The sequence below is a fragment of the uncultured Treponema sp. genome (genome assembly GCF_945873775.1).
GTDB lineage: Bacteria > Spirochaetota > Spirochaetia > Treponematales > Treponemataceae > Treponema_D.
In genome coordinates this window covers 1-13,176 of the sequence record NZ_CAMCEC010000012.1, presented here as the reverse complement: position 1 = coordinate 13,176, position 13,176 = coordinate 1, and the positions used below count along the sequence as shown (strand labels likewise).

Annotated in this window: 12 protein-coding genes; 9 read left to right on the top strand and 3 right to left on the bottom strand. The window is 38.8% G+C overall.

The window, feature by feature from the left end; translation table 11 throughout:
* Positions 1-4: 4 nt before the first annotated feature.
* The 5 genes from hisG to Q0N70_RS07295 all read left to right on the top strand — a co-directional run bounded on the left by hisG (position 5) and on the right by Q0N70_RS07295 (position 4,656).
* Complete coding sequence (hisG, locus tag Q0N70_RS07315; RefSeq protein ID WP_013702644.1) at positions 5-877, top strand: ATP phosphoribosyltransferase; 873 nt, start codon at positions 5-7, stop codon at positions 875-877.
* Between the two features lie 12 nt (positions 878-889).
* Complete coding sequence (locus Q0N70_RS07310; RefSeq protein ID WP_294015394.1) at positions 890-1,507, top strand: imidazoleglycerol-phosphate dehydratase; 618 nt, start codon at positions 890-892, stop codon at positions 1,505-1,507.
* Positions 1,508-1,537: 30 nt separating this feature from the next.
* Positions 1,538-2,032, top strand: a complete 495-nt coding sequence (locus Q0N70_RS07305; protein WP_013702642.1) for an Lrp/AsnC family transcriptional regulator — start codon at positions 1,538-1,540, stop codon at positions 2,030-2,032.
* Positions 2,032-3,204: an aminotransferase class I/II-fold pyridoxal phosphate-dependent enzyme gene (locus tag Q0N70_RS07300; RefSeq protein WP_294015393.1), complete on the top strand. Its 1,173-nt coding sequence runs from the start codon at positions 2,032-2,034 to the stop codon at positions 3,202-3,204. The genes Q0N70_RS07305 and Q0N70_RS07300 overlap by 1 nt, the downstream gene beginning before the upstream one ends.
* A gap of 114 nt (positions 3,205-3,318) precedes the next feature.
* Complete coding sequence (locus Q0N70_RS07295; protein ID WP_294015392.1) at positions 3,319-4,656, top strand: tetratricopeptide repeat protein; 1,338 nt, start codon at positions 3,319-3,321, stop codon at positions 4,654-4,656.
* A gap of 69 nt (positions 4,657-4,725) precedes the next feature.
* Here Q0N70_RS07295 and Q0N70_RS07290 read toward each other — a convergent pair whose 3' ends face one another.
* Positions 4,726-5,505, bottom strand: coding sequence for a MetQ/NlpA family ABC transporter substrate-binding protein (locus Q0N70_RS07290; RefSeq protein WP_294015391.1), 780 nt, complete (start codon positions 5,503-5,505; stop codon positions 4,726-4,728).
* Between the two features lie 192 nt (positions 5,506-5,697).
* Here Q0N70_RS07290 and Q0N70_RS07285 point away from each other — a divergent pair, with 192 nt between their 5' ends.
* Positions 5,698-7,404 (top strand): hypothetical protein, encoded by a 1,707-nt coding sequence (locus Q0N70_RS07285; protein WP_013702638.1) that lies wholly within the window; start codon positions 5,698-5,700, stop codon positions 7,402-7,404.
* A 7-nt stretch (positions 7,405-7,411) separates the two neighbouring features.
* On the opposite strand, the gene Q0N70_RS07280 is transcribed toward Q0N70_RS07285, so the two are convergent.
* Positions 7,412-8,368 (bottom strand): glycosyl hydrolase family 18 protein, encoded by a 957-nt coding sequence (locus Q0N70_RS07280; RefSeq protein ID WP_294015387.1) that lies wholly within the window; start codon positions 8,366-8,368, stop codon positions 7,412-7,414.
* 16 nt (positions 8,369-8,384) lie between these two features.
* Positions 8,385-11,207, bottom strand: coding sequence for a DNA translocase FtsK (locus Q0N70_RS07275; RefSeq protein ID WP_294015384.1), 2,823 nt, complete (start codon positions 11,205-11,207; stop codon positions 8,385-8,387).
* 192 nt (positions 11,208-11,399) lie between these two features.
* On the opposite strand from Q0N70_RS07275, the gene rsmI reads away from it, so the two are divergent.
* The 3 genes from rsmI to Q0N70_RS07260 form a co-directional block, all read left to right on the top strand.
* The gene (gene rsmI, locus Q0N70_RS07270) at positions 11,400-12,149 is read left to right on the top strand and encodes a 16S rRNA (cytidine(1402)-2'-O)-methyltransferase (protein WP_294015381.1); all 750 of its coding nucleotides are present in this window, start codon (positions 11,400-11,402) and stop codon (positions 12,147-12,149) included.
* Positions 12,121-12,408 carry a flagellar biosynthesis anti-sigma factor FlgM gene (locus Q0N70_RS07265; RefSeq protein WP_294015379.1) on the top strand — a complete coding sequence of 96 codons (288 nt, stop codon included), beginning with the start codon at positions 12,121-12,123 and terminating at the stop codon, positions 12,406-12,408. The genes rsmI and Q0N70_RS07265 overlap by 29 nt, the downstream gene beginning before the upstream one ends.
* 77 nt (positions 12,409-12,485) lie before the next feature.
* On the top strand, positions 12,486-13,176 hold a 691-nt coding region (locus tag Q0N70_RS07260), incomplete at its 3' end, for an iron-containing alcohol dehydrogenase (RefSeq protein WP_294015377.1).

Here is a 13,176-nt window from a genome sequence, read left to right as displayed (position 1 = left end):
TATTATGGAAAAATTAAAAATTTTATTGGCAAAAGGAAGAATTTACGAATCTGTATATGAGCTTTTGAGCGATGTTGGAATTTCTTTAAAGCTTCCAGACAGAACATATTTTCCTATAACAAATCAGAAAGACCTTGCGTTTCAAGTTGTAAAACCTCAGATTGCGAGCGTCCTTCTTGCGGCAAACAAAGCTGATATTGCTTTTTCTGGAAAAGACTGGGTTTTTGAAAATGGCGTTGAAGATTCGCTTGTTGAAATAATGGATTTGGGATTTGATCCAGTCCGTGTTGTTGCTGCGATTCCAGAAGATTTTGACTATGAAGAGCTTGCAAAGAAAAATGTTACAATTGCAACTGAATATCAGAATCTAAGCAAAAAATGGGTTGAGGCAAAAAAAATCAACGGAACAATTTTCCGAACTTGGGGAACGAGCGAAGGTTTTGTTCAGAATACAGAAGATTCAATTGCGCAAATTCTTATTGACAACACAAGCACTGGCTCTTCTTTAAAGGCGAACCGTTTGAAAATTGTGGACACTCTTATGGAAAGCTCCACAAGAATGTACGCGTCAAAAGAAGCGATGGCTGACCCAGAAAAGAAGCAGAAGATTCTTGAACTTAAAATGCTTTTTTCTGCTGTTCTTGATGCGCGCGACCGTGTTATGCTTGAGATGAATGTTTCCAAGGAAAAATTTGACACGCTCGTAAAAGCAATTCCGTCTATGAGAAGCCCGACTGTAAGTCCGCTTTTTGGAGATTCAGGATATGCTGTAAAAACTGCGGTTAAGAAAAGCGAAGTTCCAGTTCTTCTTCCAAAGCTCAAGGAATTTGGAGCCACAGATATTTTGGAATATGAACTTAGAAAAGTCATGTCATAAGGAATTTTTCAAATGGAAAGAACTGCAAGCATAAAACGCATAACTGGCGAAACTCAAATAGAACTTTCTTTAAATCTTGACGGAACAGGAAAATGCTCTGTAAAAAATCCAATCGGCTTTTTTGGACACATGCTGAATTCTTTTTGCAAGCATGGACTTTTTGATTTGAGCGGCGAGCTTAAAGGCGATTTGGAAGTTGACCAGCATCATCTTATAGAAGACACAGGAATTGTTCTTGGACAATGCTTTGCTTCTGCTTTGGGAAACTGTGCTGGAATTTATAGAAGCGGATTTTCAATTTATCCGATGGATGAAAGTCTTTTGCAGGTTGCTGTTGATTTTGGCGGGCGTCCGTTTTGTGTTGTAAATGCGGCTCTTTCCAATATTCCGCTTGTTTCAATTGGACAGGACGGAAAATCTTCTTCATTCCAAACAGATTGCTTTGAAGATTTTTGGCAGGGATTTGTAAACGGAGCAAAGTGCAATTTGCATCTTGATACAATCCGCGGAAGAAGCGACCACCATAAAATTGAAGGACTTTTTAAAGCCGCAGCTAGGGCGATTCGTCAGGCAGTGGAAATTGATTCAAGACGCAACGGAGAAATTCCAAGCACAAAAGGACTTATTTAGAATTTTATTTTTATAGATAGAAGGTAAAAAATGGACAGCACAGAAGAAATTTTAAATTTGCTGCGTGACAATGCGCGTATTTCTGTAGAAGACATTTCAGCGATGACAAAAAAATCTGTTGAAGAAGTCAAGTCGATTATCCAGCAGCTTGAAAATGACGGCGTTATTATGAAATATGCCGCGATTATAAATCCTGAAAAAGATTCCAAGGCAAAAGAAAAAGTCTGTGCGGAAATAGAAATTCAAGTTACACCAGAACGTGAGCATGGATTTGACGGAATCGCCGACAGAATTTACAGATTTCCGCAGGTAAAATCCCTTTATCTTATGAGCGGCGGCTACGATTTAAAAGTTATAATTGAAGGCGAAACTTTGCAAGAAGTGGCGCTTTTTGTTGCAAGAAAACTTTCTACGCTTCAAGGTGTGCGTTCCACAAAAACTCATTTCATTTTAAAGACTTACAAAGAAAATGACATTGTTTATATAGAAGAAAATTCCGACAGCCGGGAAGGAGCAATGGCTTAATGAATACAAGAGAAGACAAATTCAGTTCATCAATGGTGCAGACTCCTCCAAGCGGAATTCGGAAATTTTTTGAAATGCTGATTGGACACGATGATGTGATTTCGCTTTCTGTTGGCGAGCCTGATTTTCCGACTCCATGGTGCATTCGCGAGGAAGCTTTTTATCATCTTGAAAAGGGACACACTAGCTACACTTCAAACTGGGGCTTGCTTGAGCTGCGTGAAGAAATTTCAAAATATATGCAGAAATACAATATGCATTATAATCCGCAGAAGGAAATTCTTATAACAGTTGGTGCAAGTGAAGGTGTCGATGCTTCTTTGCGCGCAATTCTTAATCCGGGAGATGAAATTATTGTCTGCCAGCCTTGCTATGTAAATTATGTTCCTTTGGCGCGTCTTTGTGAAGTCAATGTTGTTCCTATTGATACAAGCGTGAATGGATTTTATCCGACCGCAGAGCAAATTGAAAAAGCAGTTACTCCAAAAACAAAAGCCGTTATGATTTGTTCCCCGAACAATCCGACTGGAACAATGATTCCAAAAGAGGAACTTGAAAAAATTGCGGAAATTGTAAAAAAACATCAGATTTGGGTTATAAGCGATGAAATTTACTGCGAGCTTGCTTATGATGGCGCGGAACACGTTTCTATCGGCTCTTTTCCTGGAATGAAAGATTATACGATTATTCTTAACGGATTTTCAAAGTCTTTTGCAATGACAGGCTGGCGAATTGGATATATTGCGGCTCCTGCGGAACTTCTTGCGCAGATTGTAAAGCTTCACGGCTACAACACAATTTGCGCGCCGATTTTCAGTCAGTATGCTGCCACAGAAGGTTTGCGCAACGGCTGGTCTGAAGTTGAAAAAATGCGTGTAAGCTATCAGCAGAGAAGAAATCTGATGTACAAGGCTTTTTGCGATATGGGGCTTCCTGTTCCAGAGCCTTCTGGCGCTTTTTACATGTTCCCTGACATTTCATCAACAGGACTTTCAAGTGAAGACTTTGCCACAAAGCTTTTCCAGAAGCACAATGTCGCTGTTGTTCCGGGAAGCGTTTTTGGCGCAGGCGGAGAAGGGCACATAAGATGCTGCTATGCGACCGCTATTGATAAAATCAAAGTTGCCTTGGATAGAATTGCAGATTTTGTTCAGGAATGCCGAAAAAATTAAATTTTGGTAAACGCAAAAAATTCCGATAAATAATAAACGGGGGAATTCTTAAGTTCATAAGAGCTTTTGAAATTCCCTCAAATAATTTCACTTTGTCAAGGAAGGTTTTAGAATATGTCATATCTTATTGCTGGCGTTATAATGATTGCTCTTGTCGCAGTTCTTACTTTGTTCATGGGAAAAAATGGCGGCGGCACAAAAGAGAGAAAAACTAGCAATAGAAATAAAGCCCAAATTATAAAAGAAGCAAATAAAAAGCTTGCAAAAAATCCTCATGATCCAGCGGGGCTTATTCCGCTTGGCGATGTTTATTTTTCGAGCCAGATTTGGGATAAGGCATATTTAATTTACAATGATCTTTCAAAGCTTGATTCAAAGTCTGGAGTTGTCAATTTAGGCGAATGTTTTTTACGGCTTGGAATCAGCGCGCTTCAGCTTGGAAAAAATCCAGAGGCTGTTCAGGCTTTAGTGAGCGCATACAAAATAAATTCAGTTAGCTTTGAAAATAATTTTTACCTTGGCAAAGCAATGTTCAACCAGAAATTGTATGAAAAATCCGTGCCTTTGTTTAAAAAAGCGATTCTTGCCAAGCCTGAATCTTCTGGTGTTTATTTTTTACTTGCGCAAAGCCTTTATTTTGCAAAAAAATACCGCGAAAGTCTTTCGTTTTTTAAAAAAGCTTTGGATGAAGATCCTTCAAACAAAGAAGCTCTTTTTAATATGTCGGATGCGATGTTTCAAGAAGGACGAGGCGACCGCGCTATAAAAATTTTCATGCATCTTAGAGCAGATCCAGTTTACGGCGCAAGGTCTTGTCTTAGGGCTGGAATTTTTCATACAAAAATAAATGATTTGAATGCCGCGATTCAGGATTATGAAATCGGACTTAAGCACGAAAACGAGCCTTCTGACATACGGGTTGAAATTGAATACAATCTTGCCCGCTGCTATTTTGAAAAGAAACAGATTGCAAAGGGGCTTGCGCTTTTAAAGTCAATCCGAAATTCTGTTCAAAATTACAAAGATGTAAATTCGCTTATAAACCGTTATCAGGAGTTGAGCCAGAACAGCAACTTGCAGATTTATATTTCCGCGAACAGCAATGATTTTGTAACGCTTTGCCGTAAATTTATTTTGACCAAATACAAAAATTCAAATGTAAAAATCCAAAACATAGAAAACGATTCTCTTTATACAGATATTCTGACTGAAATTTTTGCGGCTACTTGGCAAGATGTTGTTTTGTTCAGATTTTTTAGGACAACAGGTTCTGTTGGAGAAATTTATATCAGAGAATTCCACGAGCACATGAGCGATGTAAATGCTGAGCGTGGATTTTGTGTTTCCGCAGGAATTTTTTCAGAAGAAAGCAAAAAATATATTGAAGGCCGCCCGATCGATTTAATAGAAAAAACAGAACTTACAAAAATATTAAAGCAGATTTCAATTTAAATAAAAAATGGACTGCCCAAGAATTTAGCAAAACTTCTTGAACAGTCCGCTTTATCTGTAAACTTAATTTTAGAATGCGGCTACAACTTCACCGTCTTTAAACTTTTCAGAAATGTAATTCTTGATTTTGTCGCTCTGCAATGCCTTTACAAGCGCTTTTACGCGCGGGTCATTCTGATTTCCGTCTTTTACAACAATGATGTTAACATAAGGCGAATCTTTTCCTTCTACAAAAAGTCCGTCTTTTGTTGCAGAAAGTCCTGCTGGAATTGCGTAGTTTCCGTTGATAACAGCCGCATCAACATCGTTCAAAGTACGTGGAATTGAAGCTGCGTCAAGCTCCTTGAATTTCAGCTTAAGCGGATTTTTTGCTATGTCGAGTGTTGTCGCTGTGATTCCCGCATCTTTTTTTAGTTCAATAAGTCCTGCCGCCTGAAGAAGCAAAAGAGCACGTCCTCCGTTTGTAGGATCATTTGGAATTGCAACTGTCGCCTTTTTCTTCAAGTCAGAAAGCTTTGAAACTTTTTTTGAATAAAGGGCGATTGGCTCAATGTGGATTCCGCCTGCATTTACAAGATGATAGCCTTTTTCTTTGTTTGTGGATTCCATGTAAGGAATGTGCTGGTCAAAGTTTGCATCAAGCTCGCCGCTTTCAAGGGCATCGTTGAGAATAACATAATCTGTCATTTCAATAACCTGAATGTCAACACCCTGAGCCTTTAAATCATCTTTTACAAGATTGAGCATTTCTGCATGGGGAACAGGAGTTGCTCCAACTTTTAGTTTTGCCTGTGCAGACAAAAGAGCGGCTGCAAAAACTGCCGCAGCCAATGTTAATATTTTTTTCATTTTCTTCCTCCAAAAATATTTAAGATAAGCTAAAAATATCTTTTCTTGCCCTAACTGTCAATTATTATATTTTTATACTTGGCTATAGATTTTGTTTATAACATTTATTGCTTTGCAATACTGAGACAGTCATGTTATAATTAAGATGAAATTTTTTTTATAAAATGCATTTAAATAAAGTTGGAGAACAACATGGCTTTTGATGATGATATTGATCCAAGTATTGCCGCTTTGCTTGCTGACACTCAAGATGAAATTCCAGAAGTGGAATTAAATGTGCCTAAAAAAGACGGAATTTCTTCTTTTGGCGGACCGCAGAATAAAGACTTTGAAAATTTTGTATCTGAAAAAGCGTCAGGCAAGCCCAAAATGAACGGCTGTGTTCCTGAAGTTGATTTAAATATAAAATCATTTGCTCCAATTGAAAAATATTTTGAAGATACTCCAAGCAAATGCTACGATGATCCTTCGTATTATAAAAAATGCCTTACAGGAGAAGGCGCAAGTTCCCAGAGGCTTCATTCGCTTTTGGTAAAATATCTTAATTGCCAGGATAAAAAAGACCGCACAGTTTACCGCCAGCAGATAATCACGGCTTATTGGGAATTTTTAAGAAGTCTTGCGCCAAAAATGGCAAGTTCTTCCATTGAAGACTGCAAGCGAATGGCTATGCGGTTCGGTATTTTGCTTCCGTCCTTGGCAACTCCAGAACAAAAAAATATGTTTGCCCGTGCAATAGACAAGAACAATACTTATGAGCCGATTCTTTATATGGATGAATGGATTCGTTCTGTTGCGCTTGGACACATGAAGCCTAGTACGACTGATGAAGTTCCAACAAGAGGAGTTGCAAAAGGACCTGCTGCGGAACAACAGCATATCATGGCTTTAAAAAGCAAGAACAGCGGAAAAATACAGACCTCAGAAAGCCTTTTAAACGCAAAGGAAGCTGAAAGGGCTAGCTTGGAAAATTCTGTTGAAGGCAAAATCCGTGATATTTTTCAGCATGATTCATTGCCCGGACTTGAGCCGCATAAAAATCCTTACACAGATTTGCAAAGAAAACTTTTTTCTGATGTTATAAATGATTTTCGTCAGCTTCAAAAAATAGACAAGGAGCTTTCAAAGCATCTTGAGGATTTCAAGGAAGCAAAACAGACTGAGCAGAGCCTCAATGACAAGTCAACTAACTTTGTGGAAGAAGTTAACGTTGGAAAAGAAGAAATTCTTGGCGAAATGAACACAATCCGCCAGATGGCAAAAATGACTTGCGGCCGTCAGGGAAATCAGTATCCGATTTTTACAAGGGAATTTTTCCACTGCACAGAAAAAGGAACTGGATTCCGCGAAAATGTAATCCGCGAGCTTTCTTGGATAGAATCGATTGACCCGCAGTGCTTTTGCCGTATACATAAAAATATTCCTCATAGAATTGTTCCTTATGTTTTGCTTGTTCCAACTTATGGCGATGTTGGATTTTGCTGGGAGCCATTTGACCGTTACAACAGACTTTCTAGCCGCGGACGTATTGCGATTCCGATGTATCCGCGTGATTTAAAGATTGCGTGTCTTACTGCGGTTGCTGATTTAAGATGGCAGGTTGCAAAAGAGAAAGCTTCATTTGACTGGATGAGCGATGGACTTACTGGACATTATTATCAGTATCTTGAAGAGCACAAAATGAAGGGCGACATAAAGCAGTTCTTTATAGAAGACTATATTCTTTGGATGACAAAAGAATCCATGGGAACACAGAAGCTTGAAAAAGAAGTCCGTGGAATTTTCTGGCGTTATATTCCTTTCCCGCAGGAAACAAAAGATGACTTAAAGAAACGTAGCCTTGTTTATCAGGAACTTTATCAGCGTGATATAAACAGAAGCATGAGTGATGGATATTGATGAAAAATTAATCTGGAACAGAAAGAATTTGCCAGAACTCTTTGTCTTCCTGACCAATTCTCCAGAATCCAGCATTTGGAATGTTTTTTTCAGAAAGCATAAGACATCTTGCGGCTAAAGATTCTTTGTCGTCAAACCAGCCTTTTACTGTAATTTCTGTTTTGAATTCAAAATGCGGAATTCCTTCAGTTCTTTGAACTTCTTCTAATGCAGAATTTTCGCCAAGGATTCTGTTGATTCCGCTGTTATACCATGCTTTGGAAAAATTTGGTTCTGTCCAGCTTCTTCCGTAGAAAGGCAAGCCCATTATTATTTTTTCAACTGGAATTGTATTCAATGCATGGTCTGCAATTTTTTTGCACCAGTCCATTCCAGAAACCGGACCGGGTGCGCTTGTTGCCCAGTGCTGATCGTAAGCCATTATAAAAATTCTGTCTGCGCAAGATGAAAGCTCTTTGTAATCGTAGACATCATCTTGAACTGTCTTTGTTCTTGCAGGAACGCAAACAGAAAGCATTTTGTCTTTGCCGATTGCTTTTTTCAGTTTTTTAAGAAAAATTTTGAAATTTTCAGCATCTCGTTTTGGAACAAGCTCAAAGTCAATTTGAAGTCCGTCGAAGTCTTTTGTTGCTTCTGCCAGAGTTTTAATAATTTTTTTTGAAACTTTGTATTTCGGGTCGATTACAAAATGGCTTAGAGAGCGGCTTTCGCAAATTGCAACAAGATGAACTCTGCCATTAAATTCAGGCGGAATATTTTCTCTGTTCGGAATTGAAGGAATTTCGCCGTACTCATTTATTTCCGCGCTAAAATAGCAAAGGTCAGTTATTGGCAAATCTGCGGAAAATTCATTTTCATAGCCTGTAAGAACGTAGCTCCAAGTTTCGTTGAATTTGATTTTATTCTGAGAAAATGCGCAGGCTGAAAAAATTGTTAATGCAATAAATGTTATAATCTTTTTCATTTTTATTCCTCCGTTTTTATGGCATGTGAATAATTTCGCGTGGCTTAGAGCCGTTTGCAGGTCCGACAATTCCGCGTTCTTCCATTTCCTCTACAAGACGTGCGGCGCGGTTATATCCAATGCTCAGTCTGCGCTGAATATAGCTTGCGCTTGCTTTTCCGGCCTGAATTACAATGTCCAATGCTTTTTCATAAAGAGGATCTTCTGCGCCTTCTCCAAAAAGTGAAAGCTGGTCGGCATTTTCATCATCTTCATCGTCAACAAAAATTTCATCATCAATGTATTCCGGCTCGCCCCATTCTTTTACAGCTTCAACAACATTTTCAACTTCCTGATCGCTTACAAAAGCTCCTTGAATTCTCACGGGAAAAGGATCTGTTGCGCTGGCATAAAGCATATCGCCTTTTCCAAGAAGCTTTTCAGCTCCAACTTGGTCGATTATTATTCGGCTATCCATTTTTGCGGCAACCATAAATGCGATTCGGCTTGGAATATTTGCCTTTATAAGACCAGTGATTACATCAACAGATGGACGCTGTGTTGCAAGAACAAGGTGAATTCCAACCGCGCGGCTCATTGCTGCAAGACGAGCTACAACACCTTCAAGAGCTTTTCCGGTTGTTGCCATCAAGTCTGCAAATTCATCGATTATTACAATCAAGTATGGAAGTTTTTCCGTTGCTATGTGTTGCTCAACAATTTTTCGGTTGTAGTTTGCTATGTCGCGGCATCCCATGCTGTCTAAAACTGCATAACGGCGTTCCATTTCGCAAAGGCAATACTGAAGAGCCTGCATTGCTTTTTTTGGTTCTGTTATGACTGGAGTCAAAAGGTGTGGAATTCCATTGTAAAGTTTCAGCTCGACTATTTTCGGGTCAATGAGAATCATCTTTACTTCATGCGGATTCCGTTTGTACAAAATGCTTAGAATCATGCTGTTTACGCAGACTGATTTTCCGGCTCCAGTTGAACCTGCAATCAAAAGATGCGGAGTTTTTACAAGATCCATTATTTGAGTTTCGCCTTGAATGTCTTTTCCGAGCACAACAGGAACTGCCATTTTTTTCCATTCATTTCTTTGCTGCTCAACGCATTCCCTGAACGAAACAATCGCGCGGTTTCTGTTTGGAACTTCAATTCCGACTGCGCGTTTTCCTGGAATAGGAGCTACAATACGGACTGAACTTGCCGCAAGACGCAATGCAATGTTGTCTGAAAGAGCTACAATTCTGCTTAGCTTTACGCCCGGAGCTGGAAGAAGCTCAAACATTGTTACAACTGGACCTTTTCTTATTCCCGTAACTTCCGCATCGATTTTAAATTCACTCAAAGTATCTTTTAGGCTTTTTGCGGCTTGCTCGGTTTCTTCGTCGATAATCCAGTACTTGTTTTCGTCATAAGCTGTGAGTAAGTCTGTGGAAATTTTATACGGCCCGTTGTTTTTCTTTTTCGGCGGAAGCGGAATTGGCTTTGTATTTCCGTCTTCTGTTGTTGTAAATGCGATTGGCGCGGAATTTTTTTCTTGAACCGAAAGATTTTCTTTTTCAACCTGAATGCGCGCGTCGTCTTCCATTTTTGAAAAAACACTTTCAAGATTTGAAGGCGCAGATTTTTTTTCTTCTAAAGAATTTCCCTCGTTGTGTTCAGCCTTGAAATTTTCAGCTGGAACATTTTCTTGGTAATCTTCATTTTCAAAAGAGATTTCCTGTTCTTCTTCTGGTTCTATAAAATTTTCTTCAGAATCGAAATCTTCTATTTCAAAATCGTTTTCAGTTTCTTGACTTTCATTTTCATCTGAATCATCTTCGGTTTCATCTTTTATTTCAAAGTCATCTTCCGAAAGTTCCGTTTCATCACCTTGAGTTTCTATTTCAGAAAATTCTGATTCCTCTGGCTCGTTTTCATCTTTAATGTCAAAATATCCGTTGTCTTGCTCTTCTGAAAAATCTTCCGGCTCTTCAAAATCAATGTCGTAATCAATTTGTTCGGAATTTTCCTCAAGTTCTTCCTGCTCAGATTTTGAAATTTCTTCAGTCAAATCCATTGAATTTTTTTCAAACAAATCGATTATGTCTTCTTCATTTTCTTCTGCGGAATTTTCACTTTCAGGAATTTGAATTTCTTCCTGAACAGTTTCATCGTGTTTTTCTTCCGGCGCGGAAATTTTGCCTTTTACATTTCCTTCCGAATCAATTGACCAGACGCCGCTGATTTTTTTCTGCGGAATTTCAAAATCAAGTTCCTCTTCAGGAATTTTTTCCTCTTCTTTCTTTTCATGCCTTTTTTCTTTTTGCATAGAAATTTTTGGCTTTGGAAAATTCAGCTTGCTTTTGATAATTGTTTTTATTTTTTTTGGATTAATTTTGATTTTTTTTATGTCTATGGAAATTTTTTGTTCCATTGCCTTTTCAATGTAAGTTGCGGCAGTTACGGCAAGCAGATATTCAAGCGCAACAAGAAGAAGCGCAATAGCAACCAATGTGAAAATTTTGGCAAATGCAATCGGGCTTGTGTCTTGGGCTGCAATTGTCTGGGAAGTCCGCTCGGCAATTACAAGTGTAAAAAACGGAACAATGCTAATTAAAAGGATAAAAGCTCTTTGAACTGACCATTTCGCGCTTAAACAGAACGAACCTGCCACAAAGAAAAACACAGGGATTAAAATTGAGCAGATTCCATAAACAGAAACAAGCATTTCTCCCATTTTAAAAAGAATATTTTTTCCTGAAGAAAGCCCGAAGTTCAGCGCGCCAAGAAAAAGACCTATAGAAAATAAAGCCGCCACGCAATACAAGGCAATTCCTGTAAGAGTTGCGGCAATCCTTTCTTTTTTTTTCATTGTATTTTTACCTTCTAATTTTGCTTTGATAAGTTCGAGAGCCAGTTTTTAGCGGAAGCAGAATTTAAAACTGGTCCTCGTTTTATTATCGGTTTTTTTTTCACGAAGTTAAGCCGTGATGCTTTAAGAAAAATACCAAAGCCGATTTTAAACATTGCAAAAAGATATTAGTAATTGTATACTATAAATACGGTGTCGGAATTATATATTGTAGCTACGCCTATTGGAAATTTGGGCGATATGACTTTTAGGGCTGTTGAAATTTTGAAAAGTGTTGACGTTGTTGCGGCGGAAGATACGCGCCATACGCTTCAATTGTTGAATCATTTTGAAATCCGAAAGCCTTTGGTCAGTTGCCGGGCGCAGAATGAGCAGTTTGCATCTGAAAAAATTATAAAACTGCTTGATGAAGGGCAAAAAGTTGCTTATGCAAGCGATGCTGGAACTCCTGGGATAAGTGATCCCGGCGCAGTTCTTGCTGGTCTTGCGCGCAAAGCAGGTCATTCTGTTATTCCGATTCCAGGGGCAAGTGCTTTTGCGGCATTGGCAAGTGTTGCAGGAACAGGTGGAAAAACTTTGATATTCGAAGGTTTTCTTTCTCCAAAGCCGGGCAGAAGAAAAAGCCGGGTAAAGGAACTTTTGGAAACCGGAGATGCGGTTATTTTGTATGAAAGTCCGTTTAGAATTGTAAAACTTCTGGCGGATATTGCCGATATTGAAAGCAGCCGCCGTGTTGTTGTGGGCAGGGAGCTTACAAAGCTTCATGAGGAAATAACAGAAGGAACGGCGCAGGAAGTTTTTGAAGATTATAGTTCCCGTCAGAAGATTCTTGGAGAATTTGCTGTTTTTATTTCAGGAAATAAAAATGTCAAGATTTCAGAGGAATCTTCCGATAAAATAAGAGAGGCAAGATATGATGATAAACAAGATTTCAGAGGTTAATGCTCTAAACACATTGCAGAACACAAAACGTTCAAATAATGTTGCAGGTTCTCAGTATGCGTCTGATGAAATCAGTGTTTCCGATGAAGCCAAAGCTATGGCAGAAGCCATGTTTATGAATAAAGTGGCAGAGGAAACTCCAGATGTTCGTTCAGAGCTGGTGGAGCAGATTAAGCTCAAGATTCAAGATCCAAATTACCTCAATGAAGCTACGATTGCAGCTACTGCGGATCAAATTCTTAGCGCTTACGGTTTGTAGTTTTCCGTATTTTTTGCAGGGGATAAATTAGGGCGGAATAGTTCCGCTCTTTTTTTTTGCAGGAGTTTTTTTCTAATATGGCAGATTTTATATTCAAAATTTCACCTAATATTGTTCTTGGTTCTTATACTGCGACTCGGCTTGGCCAGTATGCGTTGGAGTATGGCTCAAATTTTTTAGTTTTAATGGATCCTGTCCTAAAGGAATCTGGAACAGCTTCAAAAGTTACCGCGTCTCTTACAGAAAGAAATGTTGATTATTTTGTTTTTGATGAAATTCCGCTTGGAGCAGACTCAGAAACTGCAAAAGTTGTTTTAAAGCTTGCCCAAGATGCAAAAGTTCACGGTGTTATTGCGGTTGGCGGCGGAAAAACACTTTCGCTTGCCCGAATTGTTTGCGCTCTTTACTATGAAAATTCCAAGAGCATTTATGATTACATTGATGAAAACTTAGTTCCGCCTAAAAAAACGCTTCCGCTTATCTGCTTGCCTTCAACAAACAGAGACAATTTTATTTTTACAGACAGAGCTTTTGTAACTGACGCGCGTTCAACAAAAGTAAAGCTTATAAAAACCCAAAACGGACTTTGCAAGCTTGTTCTTTGGGATCCGAATCTTCAAATGGCTTTAACAGAAAAGCAAATTTCCTGTATGTCAATTGAGGCTTTAGCTTTTGCAGTTGAAGGTTATTTGAGCCAGAAATCTACTTTTTTCAGCGATATGATTATAGAAAAATCCGTTCAGCTTTTGAGCTATGCGGAAGATGGTG